Origin of the sequence: Streptomyces sp. NPDC096079 (assembly GCF_040303145.1) — a bacterium.
Lineage (GTDB): Bacteria > Actinomycetota > Actinomycetes > Streptomycetales > Streptomycetaceae > Streptomyces.
Window position 1 is genome coordinate 15,109 of the sequence record NZ_JBEOST010000035.1, and the last position, 25,883, is coordinate 40,991.

General features: G+C 68.7%; 26 protein-coding genes and 4 pseudogenes. 15 read left to right on the forward strand and 15 right to left on the reverse strand.

The genetic code is table 11. From position 1 onward, the window contains the following. The first annotated feature begins 1,066 nt into the window (after nt 1-1,066). Nucleotides 1,067-1,735 (forward strand): maleylpyruvate isomerase family mycothiol-dependent enzyme, encoded by a 669-nt coding sequence (locus tag ABTY59_RS35960; protein ID WP_352023359.1) that lies wholly within the window; start codon nt 1,067-1,069, stop codon nt 1,733-1,735. After that, nucleotides 1,686-1,997 (forward strand): annotated as a pseudogene (locus ABTY59_RS35965) (ATP-binding protein); the annotation flags it as partial. The gene ABTY59_RS35960 and the pseudogene ABTY59_RS35965, both read left to right, overlap by 50 nt. A 48-nt stretch (nt 1,998-2,045) precedes the next feature. On the opposite strand, the gene ABTY59_RS35970 reads toward ABTY59_RS35965, so the two are convergent. From ABTY59_RS35970 to ABTY59_RS35990, 5 genes and pseudogenes are all read right to left on the reverse strand, one after another. Next, a complete protein-coding gene (locus ABTY59_RS35970) occupies nt 2,046-2,276 on the reverse strand; it encodes a hypothetical protein (protein WP_352023360.1) in 231 nt (76 codons plus the stop codon). Between the two features lie 296 nt (nt 2,277-2,572). Next, nucleotides 2,573-2,974, reverse strand: coding sequence for an SMI1/KNR4 family protein (locus ABTY59_RS35975; protein ID WP_352023361.1), 402 nt, complete (start codon nt 2,972-2,974; stop codon nt 2,573-2,575). Nucleotides 2,975-2,986: 12 nt separating this feature from the next. Beyond that, nucleotides 2,987-4,606 (reverse strand): ISL3 family transposase, encoded by a 1,620-nt coding sequence (locus ABTY59_RS35980; protein WP_352023384.1) that lies wholly within the window; start codon nt 4,604-4,606, stop codon nt 2,987-2,989. A gap of 77 nt (nt 4,607-4,683) precedes the next feature. Beyond that, nucleotides 4,684-5,219, reverse strand: a pseudogene (locus tag ABTY59_RS37745) (IS5 family transposase); the annotation flags it as partial. An 88-nt stretch (nt 5,220-5,307) separates the two neighbouring features. Continuing rightward, nucleotides 5,308-5,946, reverse strand: a complete 639-nt coding sequence (locus ABTY59_RS35990; RefSeq protein WP_352023362.1) for a hypothetical protein — start codon at nt 5,944-5,946, stop codon at nt 5,308-5,310. 258 nt (nt 5,947-6,204) lie between these two features. Between ABTY59_RS35990 and ABTY59_RS35995 the strand changes: the two genes are divergently transcribed. Continuing rightward, nucleotides 6,205-6,900: a DUF4232 domain-containing protein gene (locus tag ABTY59_RS35995; RefSeq protein WP_352023363.1), complete on the forward strand. Its 696-nt coding sequence runs from the start codon at nt 6,205-6,207 to the stop codon at nt 6,898-6,900. A gap of 182 nt (nt 6,901-7,082) precedes the next feature. On the opposite strand, the gene ABTY59_RS36005 is transcribed toward ABTY59_RS35995, so the two are convergent. The 3 genes from ABTY59_RS36005 to ABTY59_RS36015 form a co-directional block, all read right to left on the reverse strand. Beyond that, nucleotides 7,083-7,622: an IS5 family transposase gene (locus ABTY59_RS36005; protein WP_352023364.1), complete on the reverse strand. Its 540-nt coding sequence runs from the start codon at nt 7,620-7,622 to the stop codon at nt 7,083-7,085. 29 nt (nt 7,623-7,651) lie between these two features. Beyond that, nucleotides 7,652-7,906, reverse strand: a complete 255-nt coding sequence (locus ABTY59_RS36010) for a hypothetical protein (RefSeq protein WP_352023365.1) — start codon at nt 7,904-7,906, stop codon at nt 7,652-7,654. Between the two features lie 198 nt (nt 7,907-8,104). After that, entirely contained in the window at nt 8,105-8,503 is a 399-nt protein-coding gene (locus ABTY59_RS36015; RefSeq protein ID WP_352023366.1) for a hypothetical protein, read from the reverse strand. A 415-nt stretch (nt 8,504-8,918) separates the two neighbouring features. On the opposite strand from ABTY59_RS36015, the gene ABTY59_RS36020 reads away from it, so the two are divergent. Then, nucleotides 8,919-9,272 (forward strand): EthD family reductase, encoded by a 354-nt coding sequence (locus ABTY59_RS36020; RefSeq protein WP_352023367.1) that lies wholly within the window; start codon nt 8,919-8,921, stop codon nt 9,270-9,272. A gap of 96 nt (nt 9,273-9,368) precedes the next feature. Further along, a pseudogene (locus ABTY59_RS36025) lies at nt 9,369-9,559 on the forward strand (transposase); the annotation flags it as partial. Nucleotides 9,560-9,581: 22 nt separating this feature from the next. Here ABTY59_RS36025 and ABTY59_RS36030 read toward each other — a convergent pair. Next, on the reverse strand, nt 9,582-9,971 hold the full coding sequence (locus ABTY59_RS36030) for a PLAT/LH2 domain-containing protein (RefSeq protein ID WP_352023368.1): 390 nt from the start codon (nt 9,969-9,971) through the stop codon (nt 9,582-9,584). A 757-nt stretch (nt 9,972-10,728) separates the two neighbouring features. Beyond that, on the reverse strand, nt 10,729-12,201 hold the full coding sequence (locus ABTY59_RS36035; RefSeq protein ID WP_352023369.1) for an LGFP repeat-containing protein: 1,473 nt from the start codon (nt 12,199-12,201) through the stop codon (nt 10,729-10,731). 1,020 nt (nt 12,202-13,221) lie between these two features. Here ABTY59_RS36035 and ABTY59_RS36040 point away from each other — a divergent pair. Next, nucleotides 13,222-13,518, forward strand: a complete 297-nt coding sequence (locus ABTY59_RS36040) for a hypothetical protein (RefSeq protein ID WP_352023370.1) — start codon at nt 13,222-13,224, stop codon at nt 13,516-13,518. A gap of 429 nt (nt 13,519-13,947) precedes the next feature. Here ABTY59_RS36040 and ABTY59_RS36045 read toward each other — a convergent pair whose 3' ends face one another. Continuing rightward, nucleotides 13,948-14,814, reverse strand: a complete 867-nt coding sequence (locus ABTY59_RS36045; RefSeq protein WP_352023371.1) for a GNAT family N-acetyltransferase — start codon at nt 14,812-14,814, stop codon at nt 13,948-13,950. A gap of 250 nt (nt 14,815-15,064) precedes the next feature. Here ABTY59_RS36045 and ABTY59_RS36050 point away from each other — a divergent pair, with 250 nt between their 5' ends. Further along, nucleotides 15,065-15,211: a hypothetical protein gene (locus ABTY59_RS36050; RefSeq protein WP_352023372.1), complete on the forward strand. Its 147-nt coding sequence runs from the start codon at nt 15,065-15,067 to the stop codon at nt 15,209-15,211. A gap of 269 nt (nt 15,212-15,480) precedes the next feature. On the opposite strand, the pseudogene ABTY59_RS36055 reads toward ABTY59_RS36050, so the two are convergent. Beyond that, nucleotides 15,481-15,702, reverse strand: a pseudogene (locus ABTY59_RS36055) (outer membrane protein assembly factor BamB family protein); the annotation flags it as partial. Between the two features lie 34 nt (nt 15,703-15,736). Beyond that, nucleotides 15,737-16,006, reverse strand: a complete 270-nt coding sequence (locus ABTY59_RS36060) for a hypothetical protein (RefSeq protein WP_352023373.1) — start codon at nt 16,004-16,006, stop codon at nt 15,737-15,739. Between ABTY59_RS36060 and ABTY59_RS36065 the strand changes: the two genes are divergently transcribed. The 5 genes from ABTY59_RS36065 (at nt 15,990) to ABTY59_RS36085 (ending at nt 20,913) form a co-directional block, all read left to right on the forward strand. Beyond that, nucleotides 15,990-16,139, forward strand: a complete 150-nt coding sequence (locus ABTY59_RS36065) for a hypothetical protein (RefSeq protein WP_352023374.1) — start codon at nt 15,990-15,992, stop codon at nt 16,137-16,139. The genes ABTY59_RS36060 and ABTY59_RS36065 overlap by 17 nt on opposite strands. 277 nt (nt 16,140-16,416) lie before the next feature. Next, nucleotides 16,417-17,331, forward strand: coding sequence for a hypothetical protein (locus tag ABTY59_RS36070; RefSeq protein WP_352023375.1), 915 nt, complete (start codon nt 16,417-16,419; stop codon nt 17,329-17,331). Nucleotides 17,332-17,351: 20 nt separating this feature from the next. Then, nucleotides 17,352-19,538: a CHAT domain-containing protein gene (locus ABTY59_RS36075; protein WP_352023376.1), complete on the forward strand. Its 2,187-nt coding sequence runs from the start codon at nt 17,352-17,354 to the stop codon at nt 19,536-19,538. A 65-nt stretch (nt 19,539-19,603) separates the two neighbouring features. Further along, complete coding sequence (locus ABTY59_RS36080) at nt 19,604-19,876, forward strand: hypothetical protein (RefSeq protein ID WP_352023377.1); 273 nt, start codon at nt 19,604-19,606, stop codon at nt 19,874-19,876. Continuing rightward, entirely contained in the window at nt 19,873-20,913 is a 1,041-nt protein-coding gene (locus ABTY59_RS36085; RefSeq protein ID WP_352023378.1) for a hypothetical protein, read from the forward strand. Before ABTY59_RS36080 ends, ABTY59_RS36085 begins: the two co-directional genes overlap by 4 nt. Before the next feature lie 112 nt (nt 20,914-21,025). On the opposite strand, the gene htpG is transcribed toward ABTY59_RS36085, so the two are convergent. Next, the gene (gene htpG / locus ABTY59_RS36090; protein WP_352023379.1) at nt 21,026-22,927 is read right to left on the reverse strand and encodes a molecular chaperone HtpG; all 1,902 of its coding nucleotides are present in this window, start codon (nt 22,925-22,927) and stop codon (nt 21,026-21,028) included. Nucleotides 22,928-23,042: 115 nt separating this feature from the next. Continuing rightward, nucleotides 23,043-23,690 (reverse strand): type III effector protein, encoded by a 648-nt coding sequence (locus ABTY59_RS36095; protein ID WP_352023380.1) that lies wholly within the window; start codon nt 23,688-23,690, stop codon nt 23,043-23,045. Between the two features lie 130 nt (nt 23,691-23,820). On the opposite strand from ABTY59_RS36095, the gene ABTY59_RS36100 reads away from it, so the two are divergent. From ABTY59_RS36100 to ABTY59_RS36110, 3 genes are all read left to right on the forward strand, one after another. Next, nucleotides 23,821-24,252 carry an Hsp20/alpha crystallin family protein gene (locus ABTY59_RS36100; RefSeq protein WP_352023381.1) on the forward strand — a complete coding sequence of 144 codons (432 nt, stop codon included), beginning with the start codon at nt 23,821-23,823 and terminating at the stop codon, nt 24,250-24,252. 125 nt (nt 24,253-24,377) lie between these two features. Continuing rightward, the gene (locus tag ABTY59_RS36105; RefSeq protein WP_502995469.1) at nt 24,378-24,776 is read left to right on the forward strand and encodes a DUF2267 domain-containing protein; all 399 of its coding nucleotides are present in this window, start codon (nt 24,378-24,380) and stop codon (nt 24,774-24,776) included. 15 nt (nt 24,777-24,791) lie between these two features. After that, the gene (locus ABTY59_RS36110) at nt 24,792-25,280 is read left to right on the forward strand and encodes a DUF2267 domain-containing protein (RefSeq protein ID WP_352023382.1); all 489 of its coding nucleotides are present in this window, start codon (nt 24,792-24,794) and stop codon (nt 25,278-25,280) included. Nucleotides 25,281-25,883 lie beyond the last annotated feature (603 nt).

Sequence of the window (25,883 nt, forward strand, 5' to 3'; positions counted from 1 at the left end):
GCTTGCCCACGGCGAGCTTGGGACCATCCCCGCGGGCGCATGGACCGCTCCGGTCGGGGGAAAGCCGGCCGGAGCGGTCTACGCGGGAACCACGAACCCGCGAGTGGGTCGCTGGCGGTCTGCGGCTGCCACGCGAGTGAGGACGTCGTCTGTGATGTCCCGACCGTCGTCCGGGTCGGCCACTCGCCAGGCACCCGCACGATGTGTCGGGTCCACGGGCTCGAGGACGCCGCGGATTCCGTACTTTCGCATCGAGTCGTGCAGAGACGAGACCTCGCTCGCGTCCATGGCAGCGCTCCTTACGTCGGCAGGCTGCCGAGACTATTCGCTGAGGTCGGGCAGTGAAGTGCAGTTGCCGGGGTTGATCGGGCCACACCCGCCAGGCGGGGTGTGCCGGAAGACGCCGACCAGCTCACCGACACGGCCGGTCCAAGGTTCGGTGTCGGGAGAGCCGCAGCTGCGGCCGTCCCTGCGGGCGGGAGGCTGTCCGTCGTGTCTGAATCAGCCGACACCACCGACGTGGATGACCACAACAGTGCTCCAGGGAACCGTACTCCGCACTGCCCTCCGGGCGCGGCCGGCCGGCAAGCAGGACGATGAAGCCCATCGGGTGCCGCAGCCCGTCCGGATCACCCTCCATCAACCGCGCGGCCGCGTCGATCGCGACCTCCTCCCAGGCGATCTCGCCCGTCACCCGCGCTCCAGGCCCAGCGGGGAGCCAACCTCGTCGGGACAGACACCGACGCAGGCCTGCAGGTGACGATGAGGGTGCTGCCTGGCGCGGTCGCGTAGCAGGTCCCACGGACGCCTTCGTGCCCGCTAGTCGTACAGGGCCGAGGCGGTTGCGTGCTGGGCCGGCCACGGTCGCGTCGGGCGTGCTGTCCAGGAGCGCGGTGTGAGCAGCGGTGAGTATGCGGACGTTGCGGGTCGGCCGGTGATCTCGTGGCCGCCCCGCGTACGGCAGCAGTCGGCCGGCGTGCGGCTTCTTCGCGGGCGACCGATGAGTCCGCGGGGTGGGCGGAGTCCTGCCCTGGCAGGCCCCCGTCACCCTGACGAAGGAGAAGCCGTGACGCAGGACGTCTGGCCGCTGGTGCACGCCGAGCGGGTCGCACTGATCGAGGACCTGGCCGGGCTCGACGACGAGCGGTGGCGGGAGGAGTCCCTCTGCGCGGGATGGACCGTGCACGACGTCACCGCCCATCTGGTCGACACCGCCCTCACCACACGTACCGGGTTCCTGCTCGGCCTGGCCCGGGCCCGCTTCGACTTCGACCGGCACAACGCCGCCGGGGTAGCACGCCAGCGCGGTAACGACCCCCAGGAAACCCTGTCCCGGCTCCGCATGGTCGCGACGAGGACATCGACCCCTCCCGCCCCGCTCGACAGCCGCCTCGTTGAGGAGATCATCCACGGCGAGGACATCCGCAGACCCCTGGGCCTCAAGCACCACTACCCCACCGCAGCCGTCACCAGAGCCCTGCTCCACCAGACCCGCACCACCACAGCCTTCGGCGGCGCCAAAGAACTGCTGCGCCAGGTCCGCCTGACAGCGACGGACACAGAGCTGGAGATCGGCAACGGCCCCGCAGTGACCGGCCCCGCCCTCTCCCTCCTACTCGCCGTGTCAAGACGCACAACAGCCCTCGACGACCTCACCGGGCCAGGCATACCGACACTGGCCACAGACGAACAAGCTCGGCACCTACCTCCGCCCCGGCGTCCTCGCGGTCGATGAGGTCGGCTACCAGCCCCTCGAACGCGCGGAAGCGAACCTGGCCTTCCAGGTCATCTCCAAGCGCTACGAGAAAGGCTCGATCATCCTGACCTCGAACAAAACCTTCCATGAGTGAGGCCAGGTCTTCGGCGACGAGGTCCTGGCCACCGCGATCCTCGACCGCCTCCCCCACCACTGCGAGGTCGCCCCGATCAACGGCACCAGCTACCGCCTCAAGAACCGACTCGCCGCCATCGAACGGGACCGAAACGACGCAGCCTGAACAAACATCCGGTCCGGCGACAGGGAAAAAGCGTGCTGCCGACAGGACTCAGGACATTCCGAACGCCCTCACGCCCGTTGCTGCGAGGAAGACGACACCGAGCACACCGGCAACGACTCTCATGACGTCGGGCGAGAACCTTGGATCAACCCCGCCACCAGGTGACTTCTGCACCATCAGGTCATATGCACGCATCCCAATGTTCCGGCAGTCGAGCGCGAAAACCATCGCGCCAGCACCCACGACGCCTCCCCAGATCAAGCTCAGCCAGTCACTCATGGCTCACTCCCTGCCCCCAGCGGATTGCCCTGAACGGAGCATCCCAGATGCCTGCCTCATCCCTCCAGGAGCAACGACCCATGGGTCGACACTGGCGCACTTATCTCCGTACTGCGTGGAGCACTGAGAGAAGTACGCCGACAGCTGGTGGCCGCGGACGATGGTGGAGTCGACCGCAACGACCCAGTCAAAGTCGCCTTCGGCGTCGGCCCGGGCCAGCAGGCCGGTAAAGACCTTCTCCCAGGTCGTCGGATGCCCAGTTCCGGGTTCTGGCACACATTCCGTAGGGGCAGCGGTCAGGAGTGCGTGGGATTGGTGTCGTCCCATTTCCACCCGGTTTGAGGGAACTGATCCAGCAGTGCGGAGAGCGACGCAGCCTGGCGGATGGCCGATGACCAGTCCTCCGCGGAGACGTCGAGTGTCACCAGAGGCGGGGCGTCCTGGCGGAAGTCGTAGGCAAGCAGCTCGCGGCTTCCGTCTCCGCCGATGACGACGGCGCCGGGGAAGCGCTTCTGGAATTCACCGGCCTCGTTGATGCCGATGAGCTCGTCCAGCGCGTCGATCACCAGGAAGTCGTCAGCGGGAGGAACGAACTGGCTCAGACTCCCGGTAGTACTCAGGAAGTCCCGGTAGTCCTGGGGAAAACGGACTCCGAAGTGGTGCTCGACCCGCACGATCTGGGCATCGTTCGAACTCATGAGGAAGTTCTATCAAGGACAGAGCGGGTGACGGCGGCCGGCTTGTGCCGCGGTGAGGAGGACACGTTTGCGGAGTAAGGGGAGCTTGGCTCGTCCGAACATCTGGCGTTTGATCATCTTAATGTGATGGACACGGCCCTCGGCGGGGCCGGAGTTCCAGTGAGTTCTCAGGCCCTGGACGACGGCGTCCCAGTCTTTCTCCAGACCTGTGGCGAACGCGTGCAGCCGGGACAGGTCCGCGGTGCGGGTGGCGGCGATCCAGTCCTTGAGGTGCTGGCCGGAGCGGCTTTGAAGGATCTCCGCGAAACCGCGGACGTGCGCGTGAAGGGCCTTCAGCTCAGGGCAGCGGGCGAGGACAGCGGCGAACTGCTCACGTTCCTCGTCGCCCAGGCGCTCGGGGTGTCGCATCATCCAGCCGGTGACCCGGCGGATTCCCGGTGGCGGGGGTGGGACGACACGGATGCGGCGCCGGCGCCTCGGTCGCAGGTAGTCACTGATGATCTGGTAGCTCCCGCGATGGCCGAGGGCTTGGAGTTCGGCATGCAGCTGGATGGCGTTGGTGTGTCCTACGGCCCAGCGTTCGTCCAGGTGGGACTTGTAGGGGTCGAGCTGACTGGGCCGGGGCTGATGCCGACCGGTCAGCAGCTGTTCGGGGACTGCCGCGCGGGCATTGCGGCGGACGGTGTTACCGCCGATGCGTAGTTCTCTGGCGATCTCGCGGATGCCGTGTCCCTGGGCCAGCAGGGCGCGGATGGTCGCGTGGCGCTCTCGGATGCGGGCCTCGATCGGCGACATCGCTTTCGTGGCATCCACACTGTCGCCATCGTTCGTCGGGCCGTCAGGGCCGGCGGCTGACGTCTTGAGGCATTTGATGGGGAGCCGGATGCTGGCTTCGACGGCGGTGCCGAGGTTCTGCCAGAGGTGGAACCGGTCGGCCACCTGGACCGCGTTCGGGGCACCGGTGCGGGCGCCATCGGCGTAGCAGCCGGCCCGGTCACGGCAGATGATCTCGGCACCGGGATGCTCGCGCAGCCAGCCCGCCAGGGTGGCTGCGTCCCAGCCGGTCAGCAGGTCGAGAGACTGGCCAGTCTCGCAGTCAATGAGGACGGTCCCGTAGTGATGCCCGCGGCGGGTGGCGAAGTCGTCGACTCCCAGCACGTTCGGGACGGCCCAGGCGGGATCGGACAGGGCCATGATCGCCCGCAGGAGCGTTGTCCGGCTCACCTTTATGTGCAGGGCGGCTGCCAGACGGGCACCGGCACGGCCGGCGAGCGCAACGGCAACCGCCTCCAAGAGGCGTCGGGAGGAGGGGGTTCGACGCCCATAGCGAAGGGTCAGCCCATCGACCTGTTCGGCGAACGTACGACGCGTGCAAGCGACGTTCTCGCAATACAGACGTCGCACCGTCAGTTCGATCACGACTGGCCGATCACCGACTGGCGTGTCCTCAAGGCGCCTCACGTACACGCTGTGGACTCGAATGGACACTGCCCAACACGCGTGGCAAGCGACCCCGATCGGCTGCGTTCTCGCGACCAGCCGGACCACCCCGCACTCGAAGAACACCCGCTCCAACAGCAACGCTCTGACATGCGGAAACAGGTCACCAACGAGGTCATGACACCGCACCACGGTCCCAGACAATGCGACACCACCAAGGCGAAACCTTGCAGATCGTTCTCACGGAATGTGTGCCAGAACCGCTCTCGTGTACAAAGCCAGACGGGCGCACGGCAGCGAGCATCGGCACTCAGGTGAAGCTTGGTCGTGAACCCACCGCGCGAGCGGCCCAGGCCCTCACCTCCAGCACCACCTCCACCAGGCGGGCGACGAGACTCTGCCACGGCGTATCGTCCTGGCGTTCTGCCGGAGCGTCCCCCTTTGAAGAGGGAGCCAGCGGCGGTGCGGTGCGGGCACCGGCGGCATGCTGATGGGCGCGCACAATGGTGGCGTCGACTGCGATGTCCCAGTCGATCTCCCCGGCCGCATCGGCCTCGGCCTGGACCTGCTGGAGCAGCCGTTACCAGGTTCCGTCGGCCAGCCACAGGCGGTGGCGTTCATAGACGGTCTTCCACGGGCCGAACCGTTCGGGCAGGTCACGCCACTGAACGCCGGTCCGAACCCGGTGCACAATCCCGTCGATCACCTGCCGGTGATCCCGCCACCGGCCGCAACGACCGTTACTGACCGGCAGGAACGGCCGCAGCCGTTCCCACTCGGCATCCGTCAGATCACCCCGACCCATGACCATGTGAACGACTCGACAATGGAGTAGTCACATGATCAGCCGGACGGCGACAACCTTGCCGGCCTCGGCCACCGGGGCCGCGTGGTCATCGGCCGGAATGGCTGACAGCACTTGGTGCTCGGCCCGCGAGCCATATGGCGATCTGCTTCTGCAACTCGCGGTCAGCGAGACGATCGTCCCAGGTCGCGAACCAGTCCAGCTGCCGCAGGATGTTCTCCGTACGATCCGGGTGCCGCACCGCGACGACGTCGACACCGATCTCGCCCGTCGAGCAGCTGATGTACACACTGCTGTCGAGGGCCATCATGCCGAAGCCAGGATGGCCCACGCGGATGCCGAGGAACGCCGATGCCGCACCCCGGCCCATGATGTCCCAGCGGTCCAGGAGCCGGACCCTGTTCCAGGCCGTCGGTGCGGCACGGCGGCCCCAGTGCAAGTCCTGCAAGGCCGCTCCGTGCGTGCGGGTGCCCTGGGGAAGCATGACGAGGAACTCGCGCCGGTGGTCGAGGAGACCTGACGAGACCGCCAGGTCGTACCAGTCCTCGTTAAGACGTTCGACGAGCCGCGGGGTCTCGTACCGGTGCGAGAAACCGTCGACGATGTCCTCGCGGCCGTATCCCCAGACGACCGGCATCGTGCCGTCCGGCACGGCGTCCGGGATCACTTCGAGCCCGGCCCGCCGCAGCGGCCGGTACATCTTGCGTTCGCGCTCCTGGATACCCACAGGTCAGTGTTCTACCAGGCCCGGCGCGCCAGAATTCCCCGGGACAGCGCCTTCCCGTTCCTCGACCTCCCGGCTCGGACCGGTGCTCGGATCAGCCGCGTGATCGGCCGGACAGGTCCCAGCCGCCGGGGCGCGGTCCCAGCTGTGGCTGAACGCGGACATAATCACTGACGGTTCGTAACTGACTGCGCGGTACAAATAAGTACGCGCCACGGCATCACCCAGACCGCACCGACCGCACCGCATCCCGGGGGAATCATGCTGCACACCCGCAAGGCCGTCGCCGCCGCCATCGGCCTCGTAGCCGCGCTCTCGCTCACCGCCTGCAACGGCGACGACAACGCGTCGGGCAGCACGCAGCCCAGCCCCACCGCGTCGGTGGACAAGGCGGGCGGCACCGGCGGGGCGGACCAGGCGGACCCGAGCGCCGACACCAGCACCGGCGGAAGCGACCAGAGCGCCGGCACCAGCACCGGCGGGAGCAGCCAAAGCGCCGACACCAGCACCGGTGACAGCAGCGACGGCAAGGTCGACATCTGCCGCACCGACAAGCTCGAGGTCGCCGCCGCCGACAACACCACGGACAAGACGGAAGGCGTCGTCACCGTCTCCTTCAAGAACAACGGCAGCAGCAACTGCCGCATCAGCGGCTTCGCGGGTGTCGACCTGAAGACGTCCCAGGGCGACACCTTCTCCGTGGACCGCAACGGCGAGCAGGCCCTGCCGCAGATCCTCAAGGAAGGCGAGACCGCCGCCTTCAACATCACCTTCCCGGTCAACAACAGCGGCGGCTCTGGCGTGCAGCCGACCCACATCGTGGTAACGCCCCCGAACGAGACCAAACACGCCACCCTGAAATGGCCGGCCGGCACGCTCCCCGTCACCAACGGCGAGGACACCGGAAAGCTGCAGATCAGCCCGGTGGGCAAGGTCAGCAACTCACCAGCCGGCTGACCCCACCCCCACCCCACCAGCCCCCACTCAGGAACTGCTGCGGGCAGGCACCACCGTGATGCTGAACGCGTGCGCCCCCAACCCCCTCCGCCACCCCGGAGAACAGCAGCGCAAAGTGCTCCTGCCCACGTGCGGTCCCGATGCCTCCCACGTCGAACCGGGAAGCATCAGGTCACCCCAGGTCACCGAGCGGACGGACGGCCGATCGGCCGCGGCACCCGTAAGCGGGCCATGACCTCGGGGAACGCGGGTGCGTCACCGGCCTGGCCTGGCATGAGGACGAACGCGAGCGGACGGCATCGACTGTCAGCGGCGAGGTGGACCTTGGTGGTCAGCCCGCCGCGGCCGTCCGAGTGCATGGTCGTCCGGCTCGCCGACTGGGGCCCCTTTTGACGGGCCCCGGCGGCGTGTTGATGAGCCCGGACGATCGTGGAATCGACCCCGAGGACCCAGTCGAGGTCGCCTTCGGCGTCGGCCTGAGCCAGCAGCGCCGTGAAGACCTTCTCCCAGGTGCCGTCGGCGGCCCACTTCCGCAACCGGTTGTGAGCACCCCTCCACGAGCCGAAGTGCTCGGGCAGATCCATCCACGGCGTCCCCGTGCGGTACTTGAACGCGATCGCGTCGATCACCTGCCAGTGATCACGCCACCGGCCACCCCGCCGAGGCGTCCGGTCCGGCAGCAACGGCTCGATCCTCGCCCACTGGGCATCCGTCAACGACACGCCCGATCAACGCTCAGATGATCTGAAGACTACTGCTCAACTTCCTGGTGCTGCTGAGCATCTCGAAGTCGCCGCACGTGCCTGGTGTACTGCCCAGCCTGCGACCTTTGGGCGCGTTCGATCGAAAGCACCTGGGGATCTGCCGCACGCTCGTATAGCTCAACCTCGAAGGAGTCCGCGTCGACCTCGACAAGCCGGGCCAGGGCATCCCGATCCTGCTCAGCTGTCAGGCGTGCTCGAACCTCGCCCCTCCACACCTGCCCGCTCGCCTCGGCTTCGTCCATCTCGCCAATATATGCGCGGACAGCAGCGTCGGAGTCCGCCTCCAAGATCCGGAAGAAGCGCCCTAGGTCAACGAGAAGGCAGCAGCCAGGACGGCACCCGCGAAGAAGAAGCGGGCAAAGAAGACCGCAGCGAAAAGGTCTACTCCGCGTCGGCGGGAGTCGGCCCGCCGGCAGAAGGACCGGATCGCCGTCCGACGGCTACGGGATGGCCTTGTGCTTCTTGAGGCACGCCACGTCGTAGGCCTGGACGGTGATCACGCCCGCCTCTCCTTCCTGGGGAAGCTTCCGGTACTCGACGTGCATCTTCCAGCCGCGCTGTGAGAGCCAGACCTCCGCCACGCCGATCACCCCGCCGCCCTTGCGGTCGGTGCGTGGCGCCGTCTGCTGCCAGGCCCGTTCACGCAGCTCACCCACCAGCCCCTCGAAGCGCGCTACGTCGACTGGGGTCTCGTCTTCGCTGAAGCCCTTGAAGTGCACGCCGCACGTCACGGGCGAGTCTGCCGGGCCGCGGTCCTCGCTGTAGTCCGGGGCATTCGCAGGAACACCCGCGTCCGCGACCGCAGTGTCCACGTCTGCCCGCACGACGCTCTTCGTCAACGGCCCAGAACCCTGAGGCCGAGGCGAGGCCGGCGGCTTCGCCTCGCCCGCCCCCGTATCGCCCGAGCCGCAGCCCGCAGCGGTGATCATGACGGCAGCCGCCGTTACGGCGGCCCACCTCGTCCCACGCACAGTCATCCCCTCCCAGGTCACAGAGCCAAGAGGGCCCGCGATCCAGGCAGGAGTGTGTCATGAGGCACCCGCTAGCCGAGGAGGAGGTTCCCGACAGCGCCAGCAGTCCCACACGGCAGCCGGTCAGGGCCGTGGCGGAAGTGGGGCTTGGCTCCAGCCGAGGATGCCTCGGTCGCCGACGGGGCGGCGGACGGCGCAGGCCTGCATCCCCTCGCCCGTACGCGGCGCGCTTCGCCAAGGGTGAGCGGGCAATGTTGCCTGCCAGCCATGTGGCAGTCCCGATATGCATGCTGTCCGGCACGCGACGGCCGCGCTCCCGCAGACACGACACACCGCACCCACCCGGGGCCCTTCGTGCGCTGCAGCTGGCCACTTCCGCGACTACTACCTCACCAAGCACCTTCCGCTGGTCAAGGATGGGTCCGGCCCGCTTGCGTGGCGCTACAACTTCGACGTGGCGGCACTAGAGGGAGAAGCGCCGTATTTCGCGATCTTCGGAGCCGACTTCGCTGACGCCGCCTCCATGGACGCGGCGCTGGCCTCGCCGCACGGCGAGCGGCTGGCCGCCGATGTCGCCAACTACGCCGCCGGCGGTGTGGGCATCATCCACTATCAGGTACTGGACGGCACTGGCTGAGGCAGGCGGGCGCTTCGGGACGCGTTCGGTCGGCCGCTCAAGGCCAGGCCCAGCGGGTTCGCCCTCGCGGCGAGGACGAACCCGGTAGATCGGAGTGCCGCGGACAGCCCGCGGTTCACCCCCCGTGCTGGACACGATACGGGCCCGCGGTCCCGTCGGCCGGCCGTCCCCGCACCCGGCCGGACGTGGTCGCCGGGGACAGGGCCTACTCGTCCCGCGGCAACCGGTCGCGCCTGAGGCAACGCGGCGTCAAGGCAGCGATCCCCAAGAAGGACCAGGCCGCCGACCTGGCACGCAGTACATGGTTGTTCATGGCCCGCTGGGCGTGAGCGGGCCGTTGGGGCTGTACGCCGTGAACCGAGGTGCGCCGTCCTCAGGAAGGGCTTCGCTCCCGGTGATCCAGAGGTACGACGCGCGCTCGGCAGGGTGCCACAGCGCGTCGTACCCGTCGGGTCCGGTGACGCGTACAGCTGTTGCCACGGCCCAGGTGTCGGAACCGCCCTTCCATAGCTGGAGGTAGACCGGGCGGCCGAAGGCCGCCGGCACGCCCATGACGTACGTGTCCCGGGTGCCCGCCTCGAAGTCGTTGTGGTCAGGAGTGTCCAGCGTGATCCACGGGGACGTGCGGCCCGTCTCGTCGGTGAGCCGCGCCTGAACATCGCTGTCCGTTCCCGCTCCTGCGCCGTCAGCCGTCGTCACGGTCATCTCGTAAGCGGCGGGACCCGTACGCGTCGCGTCGGGGGAACCGGTGCCCGGCACAGGCGCCGCAACGGTACGTCCTGTCGTAGCGGTCAGCACAGCGCCGACCGAGAGACCACCCACTGCGGACGCCGCGAGTGCCGCTCCCACCCACACGCCCCGGCCGGACCTCGCTCGCCGTGCCCATCGAGAGTCAGGGCCGGACCGTATCGGGCTATCAGGCATCGGGGTGATCCGCGCAAGCGCCCGGGTGACCTCGAGATCCCCGCCGGAACGCCACGCTTCCGCACCCGCCGTTCCAGGCGCGAGCGGTGGAATGAGCTCGGTCGCCTCCGGATCCCACCAGGACCCCTGCTCGTCGGCCGGGCTGCCGTTCCAGGTCACCGCTGTGTCTCCCCATCCTCGGTCTGACCGGACCGCGGCACACTAGACCAACTTCCCGGGCTGCGAACCTGGTGATCAGCAGGCGGACACGTCAACCCGCGCCGGAGCGCGCACCAGGGCCGGACCGGCGATCCGCAGAGCAGGAAAGGGCCAACCCGAAGGAATCCGACGCGCTCACAGCCACGCCGCAGGCTGCATCCCAACCTCGCGCGCATCATCCGAACCATCAACTGGCTAGCGAAAGCAAGAGGGCGCCGATGCCCGCGAAAGACTCGAAGTCAGAGCCCCTGTCGACGCCGGCGGCCGAGCAGGAGTCCCCAGCCCACGGCAGATGAAAAGACGCGGGATGCCCATAAGCAGGCAGGAGTGCCGGTCACCCCACCCGGATGAGTTGCTTCAATGTCTCGGGGTCCAGACTGACGAGCTCGGCGGGCGCACCCTCGGCCACGACCATCGTCTGCGCGTCCCACCACAGTGAGCCGTGCTCGAACATCGAAATGCGGTCGCCTTCGTGCCCGGGGAACTGCACCGGGTCGAGAAACCCCTCGTCCGAGACGGGATAGCCGAGACGGCCCTGGCAATGGTCGAGTTCGACGTAGCGCAGGAAGATACCTCCGTACACGATGTGCGCCCCGGTCTCCGGCATCCAGAAGACACCGCCGGACAACTTGCCGTCCAGGCTCGCGAATGCCCAGCGACCCTCACGGTGCGGATCGGTGTCGTACTGACTGTCCAGCGGACCGGAGAAGTTGGCCACCCACCATGCCGCCCGGGAGTCGTGCGCCTGCACCTCAGCAATCTTGGCACCGAGCGGGTCGGACGTCTCCTGACGCTTCGGCCAGGGAACCAACGGGAAGGCCAAACCCTCCAGCGAGCACTTGGTGATGTTCTCGTTGCAGGCGTGGGCGGCCTGCGCCCACTGTCCGATCATGGCGTTGACCTGCTGGCGTGCCACTTCCAACGCGGGCAGATCCGGGTCGATGTACTGCTCCGGATGATCCAGGATGTGCTGCAGCTGACTGCGGGCCTGGATCGCCTGGAGGACATTCTTCCCGCAGCTCTCGATGGTGTCTTGCCGTGCCAGAGTCTCCACCCATGTGGGTCCGGGCGGCATCGGCAACTCAGCCCACGGCTTGATGGTCGCGGTGTACGGGACGCCGGCGTGGAGCACGGTGTTCGAGAAGTTCCGGTAGAGCTCGATGGTCTCGTCGAGGTTGGTCGGGTTCAGCACGCCCCGTCCGCCGGAGACGAACGCCTTGATCTCCAGTTCTGAGGACTGCTGCGCGTTCTGCACTGTCGAGGAGAACGAGGCGGAGATGTCGCCGCCGGCCATGAAGCTCCCCACGGAAGCATTCAACGAACCGGACAAAGTGCGCTTGGACGACTCATCGCGGGTGTGGAACATGTACAGCACGGTCAGTGACCCGCCCGTGTAGATCTCATCGATGTAGCAGTCACCGAAGCTGCGGCGGAACGACTCCGGGTCATTGCGGTAGATCGTCTCGGCCTCGGGCTTCAGCCGCGCGCCGATCATGTGGCGCGGAGCGTTTTCCGCGCGGGCGTGCATGACGAGATAGACCGAAGCGTCGTTGACCGCATGCTGCTCGGCGAACTGCATCCGCACGTCCCCGCTGGCCAATCCGTAGCGCACCGATGCTGACACCGACACCTCGAGGGCCTCCACCAGCTGCTGCTGTGTGGTGATGACTTTGAAGTCTGCGCTGGTGTTCTGACCATCCGCCGCATCGGATGTGCCGTCGAAGACGATCGCCTCACCGCGGGTCTGCTGCAGCAGACTGTCGACACCCATGCCAAAACGGCAGCTTTCTTCGAGCGAGAGCCTCATGGCCGCTCGCCTCCGTCTCATGAGCCGGAATGAGAGATCTGCGTTACGCCGTGACAGTGAGCGACGGATTCCCCGGTCCCCGCCAACCGCTGACGCACTGTCACCCTCCAGAGAGCGCTCCACACCTGCGCTGAAGTCCCCCAGCAGAATTCTTCAAGGCCGGGTTTAGGCGTGACCTCTCTGATGCCCGTCTTGCCCGCCAAGAAGAGGGCGGCCTCATGGCCAACGCCCGCACCTGAGCACTCGATGGTGTACGTGTCCGGCACATCCGCGACCGGGCGGAGAGCCACACCGGGCCCCGTGACAGGAGGGTTCGAGGAAGGGGGCGAGCGATGACTTCTGTGCGCACGAAACGGCCTGTGCACTCGTCAAAGGCGAAATGGAGGGTCGGACCACCTCCCCTCTCTCCCCTATTCCAAGACTGTGCCTCTTACCACCTGAACGCAACACGAGGGTTCAGACACGAGCACGCTCCGTAAGCATGCGGAGGGTCTGGAAGTGGGGGGTCGCGTAAGCCCACCGCTCGCCTACTCCCATCCCGTCTGCCGTCGACCCACACTCCGTGGAGCAGGCGCGGTGCCGAGCATCCAGGTGCGGTGCACCTCTGCACGAACGACCTGAACACCCGGTGCAGAGAAGCGGTGTTTACAGACCGTCGCAGCCCACAGGCCGGTGCCCGCCCCTGAGCTGAGATCTCGATCGTGCAGAACTCGCAGGCCAGGGCGACGTGTTCGAAACTGGCGGTGAGGCCCCGTCGACGCGACGATCGCTTCCGGCTCCCCGGCCGCCTTCAGCACGGCCAGCGGCTCGTCGCCGACAAGCGTCCAGGAGCTCGCGTAACTGCCCCAGCGGACCGGCCAGACCCTCGGGCAGCGGCACAGACCGTGCGGCCACCTCCTGCATGTGTCCCTCCCTGTCCTCCAGGGCACTCCGGAAGCAGCGGCCCTGCCGCAGATACGAGATTCCATGCGCTGTAGGTTGACCTGCCCAAACTCGGAAACTGATGGGGTGGGCGGATCGATGGTGCGATGGAAGCCGGGCAGAAGGGGCACGCGTTTCCTGGTGTGTGCCGGGGTCCTGGCCGCAGTGGCGGTGACCACAGTGGCCTGCTCCGCCGATACGCCGGTGGAACAGACGCCCGCCTACAAAGAAGGCCGGGAAACGGGCCTCGCGTTCTACGAGGAAGGCGCCTGGCCGGACATCACCCGTTCCAAGGCCGAGGATGAGTGTCGTGTCCCCGCTGAGCTTGATGGTCTCGCAGGCGCGGAGGCGGACGACTTCATCGACGGCTGTGTGAGCGGGCTCCTCGATCACTGAACGGCTCCGCCGCCGGGTGTCCGATGCTCACGCCGCACCGTGGTGCCGGCCGTGCACCCGGATACACTCTGAACAGCACACTCCACTTGCCCCTGCATTGGGTAGATCGCTGCTTGCTGATGCACGGCTCGTGCTCCTCGCCGGCGAGGAGCACCCGCACACCCCACCGCCCCGAACGCGACGTACCGATCGCGGTCAGCGCGGCGAGGTGCTCCCCAGCCAGGAGCCGGGTGCCGCCGACCCGCACGTCGAGGTGCATCCGGATCTTCACGACCCTTTCCCCCGGGAACGCGCTGGAAGTACAGAGTCGATCCGGGCAGACGGACCAGGCGTCCCGCTTCTCGACCGGCAGCGAGAGCGCATACGCGTCCCAGGCCGCGACCCCCTCCCGCGGGGACGGGGGACGTACCCCTGACACCGGCCTCGACGTCAGACCTTCCGAATCCGGTCGGCGATTTCCGGCCTTGCCGCGAACCCGGCCGCCTTGTACGTCGCGACGCCGCCGACGTTGGAGCTCGGCGTGCACACGCGCACGCCCGACGAGCCCATCTCCCGCAGTGCAGCCGCCCCGGCAAGGGTGACCGCCCGGCCATAGCCGCGGCCGCGGTGGTCCGCGTGGACGCCCATCGGCTCGACCAGCCCCGGCTTCCCCGGGCCGGCCGACCAGACCGTCACCACCGCCACGGGGTTGCCCCGCCCGTCGTAAGCACCCAGGCATCGGGCCTCGGCGTAGAACGGTGCCGCGGACATCTCGTACAGGTACGCGCGCGTGGGCCTGGTGGTGCTGAACGCGGACCGCAGGACGTCGGCGAAGTCCTGCGCCTGCTCCAGGCCGATCGTCTTGATCCGCGTGCCGGGGTCCTCCACCGCTTCGGCAAGGTCGCGGAACAGCGGCGTCCACGGCTCGTCGACACCCCAGCCCTCCTTGGTCAGCAGGTCGTGGAGCAGCAGGCCCTGCGGCGCCTCGATCGACACCGCTCCTGCCGGCAGCACGCCGCGCTCGGGCAGCGAGATGTCCTCGACAAGACGCCGTGCCAGGTCCTCGTCCCGGAAAGCGCCGGGGGCGACCGTCATTCGCACCAGCACCGGCGTATCCAGCATCCCGACAGCGAGGATCCGTCCGTCACGGCTCCAGGTCCGGACCGCCGCAGCTGTCCCGGCCGTCCCGAACCGGTAGTTCCAGCCGATGTCCCCGGGATGCAGCTGCATCGGCGCTTCGTCGTGCTGCCACTCCCGCAGCGCCGCCACAGCCTCGCGCACCCCGCCGGCCGTCGGCGTACTCAGCGCAATCGTCATAACCGGGATCCGACACCCCCTCCCGGCGGCGTGCAACCGATTAACGAAACAGCCCAGCGGTCGATCACGGCCCACGACGCGTGGTACCGAGCGACGGTGACAGTCGAGGCGGCACCCGCTGGTCCGGCGAGCTTCCTGGCTCACTCTGCGGGCGCACGCGGCGCCTGGCCCACCCCGAGTACGGTGACGCCGACGCCGCCGACGCCCTCGCGGTGATCGCCCTGGCCACGCACAGCTACCACGACGCCCGGTGGGGGACGGGAGGCTTTGTCAAAACGTCCAGAGGACCGCCGGCCTGTCCGCCTACAAGGGCCAGACGGTGAAGCTGGAGTTCGCCGGCACCGAGGACACCTATCTGTCGACCGTCTTCCTGGTCGACCAGATCGCCATCGCCTGACCTGGCCCCCGTGCCCCTGCGCAGCGACCGGCTACGACGGCGCCGCCGCCGCCCTCAACGCCCCGCTCTGCACGTGCTATGCCAACGGCCATCGGCTGATTCGTGAATGCCGCAGGCGCACGGTGGCGACACCGTGCGCCTGTCGCCGTCCCGGTCCCACTGACTTCCGGGGAGGTTGCGAGCAGGAGCTCTCGGCCCTTCAGTGACCTGCTCCCTGTTACCCGTGGGGAGTCGCCTCCCCGGTCGCCGTCGCCGTTCTGGCAAGTCGACTATCCGGCTGAGCAGTCCAGCAGACGCCCGTCGTTGGTGCCGAGCAGCAGCCGTCTCGGCCCGGCGATGGTCAGTGCTGTCGGCACAACGAGTACTCCGGCGACGGTGAGGTGGCGACGCCAGCGCACGGTGCCGTCGCGGAGATCGAGCGCGATGATCTCGCCATCGTCGTCGGTGACGTAGACGGTCTCTGTGTCGCAGTCGAGGTCGGTAGCGGGACGGTCGGTCGTGAAGAGCCAGCGAGCTGCCCAGCAGTTACCTCACGCCGTAGGACGAACGAGTGGCCGTTGTACACGGCGCCCGCAGTTCCCCTTCGAAGAAGCAGCCGCCGTCGTAGCGACCCGTCAGCAGACCGCGACGCTCGTCGGCGACGGTGAGTACAGGATCGCCGACCTCGGCGAAGGGACGGTCGCCAAGGATCCGGTCGATACGGGAGGTCAGGCTGGTGATCTTCTCGATGACCGAGGGATGACGGAAGTGCCGAGCCTCGCGGTCTGAACTGAAGAGCGTGACGGGGAACAGCACGAACGTGGAGCCGCGCCAGCGGGCCGGACTGGTCGAGCGAGCCCATCGGCACTGGCGCCCCATCGTCGCCCTGCGCTTCCTGCCCGACCTCGTCACGTGCCTGACCCGCAACGCGCTGCGGTCGGCCGACTGATGTGTCCCCGAGAAATCGCTGCGCCGGCAGCACGACCTCACACGAGAGGCCACCCTGGACGCCCTGCTCCGCGAGGGCGAGGACCCTGACGGCTCATCAAGCCCGACCGGCCCGCGCTGTCCCGGGTCACCCGTCTCGCCGCGACACTGACTACCAGCTAGGTATTGAGGCCGCCCCCGCCAGCGCGGGGAGCAGCAGCCCATGTGAGCCTCACGGCGGAACGCCCGTTCGGTCAAGCGCACTGCGCTGCCCGGCGTCGGCATCGTACGCTGGCGGCATGGACTCGGCAGCAGGTGGTTTAGCCGCGCACGGCGATGATCAGTTCAACCGGGAGTCGCTGCTCATCGAACTCCTGCTGTCACGGGCCCTCGGCGACGGAGAACCCCACCGGAGCGAGTCCCTGAACGTCCAAGCTGGAGCCGTGCGGCAACGCGCCGACGTGATCGCGGTCCGCGAAGGTCCCCTCGCCGCCAGGGAACTGCTGTGCCAGGAGGCCGACCGGTACGCCCAGTGGATGCGCGCGGCCGACCTCGGCCTCCTGAGGGCCGGCGGCGCGGACGACCACCGGCTGTCCGAGACCCTGCATGCCCACTGGTCACATCTGGCCCTGTCGGCTCTTCGGTACGGAATGGAGGCGGGCGTACCGCCCGATGTACTCGCGCACGAAGCATCCCTGGTCCTCGCCGTCGGCCGGGGCGACGTGGAACGCACCGCCACGAGTCACGTGTTCGACTATGCGTATCGGGCACTGGGACGACCGGAGCTCGCCCTGTCCGTTCTCGTGCGTGAACCGGCTCCCACCGGTCCCGCCGAACACCTCCTCCTCGTCGTTGGCGTGGCGCGTGCGGTGTTCGCAACCGGCCGGACCCGGTACCTGGCCGACCTGCTCGCGATCGACGCCTGGCCCTGCGATCCCACGGGTCTGGGTCAGGCCATGGTGTCCCAACTCGTCGACCGGGCCATGCCCACGAAGGAGGAGCTGGCCGCACGCCAGCGCACCCGTCAGAGGGCCTACGAGAACAGCGACTGGGCCGCTCTGCGCGAACTCGTCCTGTTCGACGTGATGTGGTTGCAGGACGACCCGAAGCTGTGGCTCGCTCTGTCAGCCATCCTGAAGATGAACGGAGCCCGGGGACAGGCCGACCTCGCCGCCGCTGCCGCCCGGTCGATGGCGGAACGGGGGCCCCGATGAGTTCCGTCTACAGCAAGTTCTTGGCATCTCACGCCGCCACCGGTCTGGCGCTCATCCACCTGGGTGAGGACACACTCAGCTTCCCGCACCTCGTGGAGCCCGAACTCCTCGTGCCGCTCCACTACGTCCGCGACGCCCCGGTCGGCTCCACCCTGACCTGGGAGGTACTGTGCGTCGCCGCTTGGGAGGCCGTCGACCCCGTCGGCCGCTACGGTACGGGGCCGGCCTTCGGGGCGCAGGTCCTCGCCGCGCTCGGCGGGAACCCGCACCGGGCCGAGGCCGACCCGCGGCGCCATCTGCGGCTCGCGCTCAGTGCGCTCGAATCCTTCCGCGACGAGGACCTTCCACGGCATTCGGGCCGCGCCTACCTGCAACTGGGCAACGCGCTGCGCTCGTACGGCCGGCCATCGGATGCTCTGGCGGCATACGAGCGCGGCCGTGCTCTGCTGGAACGCGCCGGCGATGACCACGGACTGCACTCCGCCCACGCCCGGCTGTCCGTGGCCATGGCGGGGGCCGGACTCGTCGAGCAGTCACTGCTCCACGCCGAGTGGGGGCAGCAGGTGGGGCTGCGAGTGGCTTCGGGCGCGTCCTCCCCCGGCCGGACCCACACCGCGAACCTGCTGCACCATCGCAAGGTGCGTGCCTTGACGCTCCTCGGGTTCTGTACGGATGCGGACGAGGCCCTGAACAACTGGCGTCACACGGCTGCCGGCGGATACGTCTTCGACCTCCTGGAGACGACGGCCCAGCTGAGGCTCCAGCAGGGTCGGGAGGAGGAGGCCCTCGAAGCGTTCGTGAGCGCCATCGACCATCGGTTCACGATGCTCGAGCCGCCCTCCTTGGCAGGCCGCAACCACTATCTGACCTACAGCGCTCAGATGCTCAGCAATGCTTTGGGCCTGGCGTGGCACACCGGGCGTCTCGACCTGGTGGTCGGCATCCTCGCCGCCCTCGCCACGCACAGGCCGCCCCCGACGGGCGCCCCCGTTCCGGCGAACGCGGCACTGAGGGCTCTCGACGCGCAGGTGGCGGAGCTCGCCCGAAAGGCCACGGGCGCCACGGTGGCGGGCGACCTCGGCGCCCTGACCGCCCATGACGACCGCGCCCGCATCCTCCTGGAGAACCGGGACGAGGTGATGCACGGACTGGCCGGTGCCTCGGGACCTCGGCACCGGACGACGGTCGAGGAGCTGTCCCTCAGCGTGCCCGCGGCAGTCCGGCCCGGCGAGCTCCTCCTGATCTACACACTCTCTTCCACGGGCCAGGTCGGAGTCATATCGGTCGCCGACGGCGCGATGGAGTACCGGACGGTCGCCCTTGGCCGTGTCGAGGCCGAGGAGCTGGCAGCCGCGGCGCACGAGGAGTGTGCCCGCCGAACCGAGCCGCACCATCTCCACCGTCTCGGCGAGGCCCTGCTGCTGCCGGTCCAAGATCTCCTGGCGGGCGCCGGCCGGGTCCTGGTGATGGCCCAGGGGGCACTCGCCGACTTCCCCTTCCACGCCGCGCCGTTCCGGGGCCGCCCGCTCGTGGCGAGCGCGGAGGTGAGGGCACTGCCGTCCCTCGCGCCGCTTCGCGCACCCGGTACCACCGCACCCGACCCCGGTTCGGGAGAGCCGTCGTACCGGGCCGTCGTCGCCGCGGTCGGACAGCCGCGCTACGAACTCGTGCCCGCGCTCCCTGCCCTTCGGAGCGAAGCCAGGGCCGTGAGCGAGGCGTTCCCGTCGACGAGGGAACTCTACGAGGACGAGGCGACCGCCGGTGCGCTGAACGCTGCCCTGAGTACCTGCGATGTGCTGCACGTCGCCGGGCACGCGACGTTCGACGCCGCGCGCCCGAACCTCGCGCACATCCTTATGGCAGACCGGCCACTCTTCGCGTTCGAGGTCGCCTGCGCCGCGCGCGTCCCGCGCTTGGTGAACCTGAGCGGCTGCCGCGCCGGCGCCGAGCGGCGGGGTGTCGGTGGCGAGGGCGAGGGCCTGGCGTCCGCGTTCCTCGCCGCGGGCGCCGAAATGGTGGTGGCCCCCCTGTGGCCAGTGCGCGACGATGCCGCACTGGCCTTCAACACTGCGCTGTACGCAGCCCTTGCACGGCCGAAGGCCCAGTGGGGGGCGGCCGTACACAGTGCTCGGCTCGCCGTGCTCGCACGGCCTGAGTTCGCTCATCCGGGGTTGTGGGGCGCATTCACCGTGTCAGGAAGACTGTGACGAGAACAGCCGTGGGAACGGATCTACCGGATGGGGATGGGCATGGAGATCGCAGGTGCGGGCACGTGACCGAGAACGGGCGCGCAGCACACCGGAACGCCGAAGAGCAGCGTGGAAATGAGCGCTCGGAGTCCCCGGAAGGAAGCGAGATCGCGAGCGGCGATGGCCTGCCGCCCGACCGTGACTCCGCGATGCCGTCGGGGCTGCCCGGGCACCCGCTCACCTCGTTGCTGTTCAGCTGTGTGGCACACGGTGAGGACAAGGCTATCGAGTACTACGACCCGCAGGACCCGCCGGTGTGCAGCCACGGTGACCTGATGGTTCGCAAAGCCCGGTGAACACGCTCCTGGAGACGGGTCTCGGTGCCGCCGAACGTCTGTTGGGCTCCCGGTTCATGCTCGCGGTGCTGCTGCCGGTGCTACTCGCGGTGGGCGCCACCGCAGCTGTAGCTCTCGCGGCGACGGGCCGCACCCCGCAGGACGTGCTGCTGGCATGGCAGGCCTACGGTGCGGCCGCCCAGCTCCTCGCAGTGGTGGTCGCCGTACTCGCACTGGTGGGGACGGCCTACGTGCTCGCGTTGTTCCATCTGCCGCTGCTGCGCACCCTTGAGGGCTACTGGCCGGAGGGCGGCGGCGTCGGCGCCCTGGCGGATCGCCGCTGCGCGCTTCAGCGCCGCCGCGCGACGAGAGCCTGGCGCAGGGTGGATGCACTGCACGCGGCGCAACAGCCGACGCGAGCGTCGGCGCTCGCTTCACGGCTCCTGGCCGCCTACCCGCCCAGATCCCGCCTGGCCAACGGATGCCTGCCCACCGCGCTGGGCAACCGGATGCGCGCCGCCGAGTACTACGCCCTGGAGCGCTACGGCATCGACTCCGTGATCATCTGGCCCCGCCTGTACCCGCTGCTCCCACCCGAGTCCGCGGCCAGGATCTCAGCCGCCCGTACCGGCCTCGACGGCCCGGTCAGCGTGCTCGCGCTCGCATCGCTCTTCGGTACCGTCTGGCCGTCAGTGCTCTTCGTGGGAGGGGATCACCCGGCGCTCGCGACCCTGACCTTGCTCGGCCTGCCGGTCGCCTGGATCGCCTACCGCGCGGCGCTGCAGGCCGCGTCCTCGTACGGCACGGAGATCTGTGTCGCCTTCGACCTGCACCGACACCTCCTGCTGCGCCACCTGGAGATCCCTGTGCCGGCGGATCCTGCCGCGGAGCGGCTGCTGTGGGACGACCTTGCCCAGTTCTACCACCGCAACGTCCCCTTGCCCGCGCAGCTGTCGCCTTCGTCGGCACCGGCAGCAACGCCGGCCCGGGTCCAGCAGGACCCGGTGGGCACGGCTCCCGTGACTCCGGGCCCATCCGGCCCGACGGCGAGCCTCTGACGAGGCACGTATGGGGTGACACCGCCGCCTGAGGAACCCGTCTGCTCCGGCACCCCCTCCGGGGTGCCGGAGCAGACGGACGGGCGACAGTCGCTTCCGGCTGTTTCCGTGGTTACAGGGTGCGGGTCAGCTGGTCGGTGAGCAGCCGGGAGAAGCGGGCGGGGTCGGGCAGGTCGCCTCCTTCGGCGAGCAGCGCGCTGCCGTAGATCAGCTCGGCGATCTCCGTCAGCGCGGGGGCCTCGGCGTCTGTGTCGTGTGCGGTGCGCAGGGCGGTGATCAGGGGGTGTGTGGGGTTGAGTTCCAGGATTCGTTTGACGGTGGGAATCTGCTGGCCCATGGCCCGGTACATCTTTTCCAGGGTGGGTGTCACGTCGTGGGCGTCGCCGACGATGCAGGCTGCCGAGGTGGTCAGGCGTGAGGAGAGTCGGACCTGCTTGACGTGGTCGGACAGGGTGGTCGTCAGCCAGGGCAGCAGGGCGGCGAAGTCCTTCTCGCGCTGGTCCTTGTCGCCGTCGGTTTCCTTCTCGCCGTCGGCGGTTTCGTCGAGGTCGACCTGGCCCTTGGCGATGGACTGCAGTCGATGGCCGTCGAAGGCGGGGACCTGGTCGACCCACACTTCGTCGATGGGGTCGGTGAGGATGAGCACCTCGTAGCCCTTGGCGGCGAAGGCTTCCATGTGCGGGGAGTTCTCCACCATGGCACGGGTCTCGCCGGTCAGGTAGTAGATGGTGTCCTGGCCATCCTTCATCCGCTCCACGTATTCGCGCAGCGTGGTCGTCTTCTCCGGGTCGTGGGTGGAGGGGGCCGACACGAGCTCGAGCAGGGTTTCGGTGTTGTCCGTGTCCTCGAGCAGGCCTTCCTTCAGCGCCCGGCCGAACTGAGCCCAGACCTTGCTGTAGCGCTCTGCGTCCTTGGACTGCATGGTCTTGATGGCGCCGAGTACCTTCTTGATCAGGCGTCGGCGTACGCCTTGGATCTGGCGGTCGTGCTGGAGGAGTTCACGCGAGACGTTCAGCGACAGGTCGTGGGCGTCTACGACGCCCTTGACGAAGCGCAGGTAGGTGGGCATCAGCGCTTCGCAGTCGTCCATGATGAACACCCGCTTGACGTACAGCTGCACGCCGGACTTGGACTCGCGGGAGTACAGGTCGAAGGGTGCCTGTGAGGGGATGAAGAGCAGCGCCTCGTATTCGAAGGTGCCTTCGGCGCGCATGTGGATCGTGTCGGCCGGGGGCAGCCAGTCGTGGCTGATCTGCTGGTAGAACTCGGTGTACTCGTCCTCGGTCACCTCGCTGCGCGAGCGGGCCCACAGCGCCTTCATCGAGTTGAGCGTCTCGGGGTCGCTGGTGCCTTCGCCGTCGGGGGCCATGCGGATCGGCCAGCGGATGAAGTCCGAGTAGCGCTTGACGATCTGCCGGATCGTCGGCTCGGAGAGGTAGTCGGCAAGCCCGTCCTCGCTGTCGGCGAGCTTGAGGTGCAGGGTGATCGAGGTGCCGACGGGGAGGTCTTCGGCGGCCTGGACGGTGTAAGAGCCCTCGCCGTCGGACTCCCACTGGGTACCGGAGTCCGTGCCGGCGCGCCGGGTGCGCACGGTGACCTTGTCGGCGACCATGAACGCCGAGTAGAAGCCGACGCCGAACTGCCCGATCAGGCTCTCGGCCGTGGCGGCGTCCTTGGATTCCTTGATCTTTTCCAGCAGGCCGGCGGTGCCGGACTTGGCGATCGTGCCGATCAGCTCGACGAGATCGTCCCGGGTCATGCCGATGCCGTTGTCACGGACGGTCAGGGTCCGGGCGTCCTTGTCGACCTCCAGCGAGATGTGCAGGTCGCCGATGTCGGTTTCGGCGATGGTGCCGGACAGTGATTCCAGGCGCAGCTTGTCCAGGGCGTCAGAGGCGTTCGAGATCAGCTCACGCAGGAAGATGTCTTTGTTCGAGTAGATCGAGTGGATCACCAGTCGGAGCAACTGACGGGTCTCGGCCTGGAATTCCAGCGTCTCAACGCTGCTGGCCATGCTGGGTCCTTTCAACGGAAGGTCAGGAACGGATGGGGCTCGAGAACGGGAACCGTCGTCGGCCTGGCACGCAGCGGGGCGCTCTGCGTCCGGATGATGACTCTGCATGTGCGAGTCAGTCCTCGTCCGGGGCTGTCGTCGTGCGGCGGGCGTCGAGGGCGTCAAGGGCGTCGACGAGACCGGTGTGGCGGGCGTCGAGGTAGCGGCGCATGCCGGCCAGGGGCGCGATGAGCTCGGCGGCGTCGGCGGCGCCGAGAGCGGCGTGCAGGGCGGCCTGGGCCGAGCGCGCTTCGGGGGTGGAGGGGGCCAGCGCGGTGAGCTGTCCGGCGAGACGGCGCAGGTCGGCCGCGTGGGCGCGGGCCCAGGTGGCGGCGGTGCGGTCGGCGGCGCGGCGTTCGCGGGTGGCTTGCACGCGCTGTTCTCCGGTGGTGCCGGCCGGACCGGGCCGGCCGCGCAGGTAGCGGCGTTCGGCGGCCTGGCGGCTGGCGACGCCGAGAGGGTGGGCTAGGTCGGCCCAGCTGGCGCCCGCGTCGCGGGCGATTTCGATCAGACCGGTCTCCCAGCCGGCAAGCTGCTCACGCACCTGCCGTAGCAGCAGCAGGGAAGCCAGAGCCTGCTCGCAGCCGGGTCCGGAGGCCTCGGAAGTGTCGTTCTGGGCGCCGCGCAACGCTTCGTCTATGGCCGCCAGGGCTGCCGCGGCGGCGATGAACGACGCCGGACCATGAACCTCGGCACCGGTCGCGGGCGACTGTTCGGCTGCCATCACAGGCACCTCCCTCGGAGTGTCATCGGATCGCTGACATGTTGTTTGTCATCCAATGGATGACATGTTACAACAGGGGCAGTGCAGCGCATTGGCAGCAACCACTCGAACCTGCTGGAGGTGTTTCACGATGTTGATGCGCACTGACCCCTTCCGTGAGCTGGACCGGATGGCGCAGCATCTGATGGGCCCGGGCACCTGGTCGAAGCCCTCGGTGATGCCGATGGACGCCTACCGCGCGGGCGACGAGTACGTGGTGGCCTTCGACGTCCCCGGCGTGACCGCGGACATGATCGACATCGATGTCGAGCGGAACATGCTCACCGTCAAGGCCGAGCGGCGGCCGACGGCCAAGGCCGACGACGTCAAGATGGAGCTGTCCGAGCGACCGCTGGGCCTCTTCTCCCGCCAGATCGTGCTCGCCGACACTCTGGACACCGAGCGCATCCAGGCCGACTACGACGCCGGCGTGCTCACGCTGCGCATCCCGATCGCGGAGCGCGCCAAGCCCCGCAAGGTCTCGATCGGCGTCGGCTCCGGCCGCAAGGAGATCCCCGGCTGACCCTGTTCCCGGTGCGGAGGACGGCCACCTGAACTCTTACTCCCCCGGCCTCCGCACCCCCGTGTCATCCACGACGCGAAGCGGTGGTGGCTGATGACTTACGGCGCGCCGCGTTCCTCGGCGGGGTGAAAGGACACGGCGCATACGACACCGCGGAGGAAGCCGAGCGTGCGTCACGCATGATGCCCGCTCTACTGGGCACCCACCAGCCCGGCTGGATCGGCGACCAGCTCGCGGCAGATCTTCCGGAAGGCTTCGCCCTGACCCTGGCCAACACGCCGCAGAGCGCCGAGCGCTCTCCCCCCGAGCGATTCGTCCGTGCGGCCGCCGCCCGGCGCGTAGGCGCCACAGACCAGACCGCGAACGGAGACGTCAGCGCCGTGCTGTCCACCGCCGAACCGGCAGACGAGGAGCTGACGGCGCAGTTCGTGCTCCGGTTCCCCGCCGGCCACGACCTCCCCTGGGCCCCCAGCCCATCCGACGACGACCGGCAGTGCCGTGCCCGGCGCTCCCATGGCTCCTGAAAGGCAGGTCCCTCAGTGATCACCGACCCGCGCGTACCGCTTGCGCACCAGCAGCCGCGCTCGACCGCATACGAGCAGATGCTGGAGAGGGTCCGATACGAAGGCGCCTACCCCACCCTTGAGCGGGCCGACGAAGCCGTCCGCCTGGTCCTCGCCGGATTCGGACGTCAGCTGACCGGCGGCGAACGCGACGACCTGGCCGCCCGTCTGCCCCTGGAGGCCGCACGCGTCATGACGGCGCAGATCCCCGAAACCACAACGCTCACCGGCTGGGCCTTCGTCAAGGACCTCGCCGCCCGCTCCGGCGGCTCCCTGGCCACCACCCGCTGGGACACCGGCTCCGTCTTCGCCGCCGTCACAGCCCTCGCCGACCCCGACCTGATCACCCGCATACTCCACCAGCTCCCCACCGGCTGGGCCCTGCTTTTCGGCCGAGCCGAACTCGCCCCGCCGCGTAGGCAGCGCGTCCCGGCCGGGCCCGCAGTACGCCGTCCCCCGGCCTGACAGAGACGTCCTCACGCGCGCGAGGAGAGGGAGCGGAACAACGGCTACTCGTGCGTCACTTCGGGCCGGCCCCTCGCAAACGACATGGCCGCACCAGCCCTGCGCGAGCTCGCCGGTCTGCCCCGTCATGCGGACCCCCAAGACATCCGTGACGCAATTCGAGCATGCTCTTCAGGAATCCGGGACAGATCTGCCCCACCACCACCTTGCCCGTCGGAACCCCGGCGACCGGCGACGTGATCGGCCGCCGGCCCTTCGGCGTCTTCTTGACCATGGACAACGCCCCGGACGCGATCGGCCTGGCCGAGATCACGGCGATACGCCGGGACGCAGCGGTCCCACCGCCGGGAACCCCACGTCCGTGGCGAAGCCATCTGGCTCGCCGACCACTCAGGTGAGGATCAGTTCGACGAAGGCAGGGCAAGCACCTGATCCTGGACGGCACTCTTCCCGGTGCATCACCCGAGTCCACTCGGGAGGTCACGCACCGCGGAATCAAGGCCACCAGATACGCCCCGCCCTGGCCATCTACCGACGGTGGGGGGGGGGGCGGGCCCCGGCCCCGGCCCCCCCGCGGGTGTAAAGGGGCGGCGATGCGAGGGG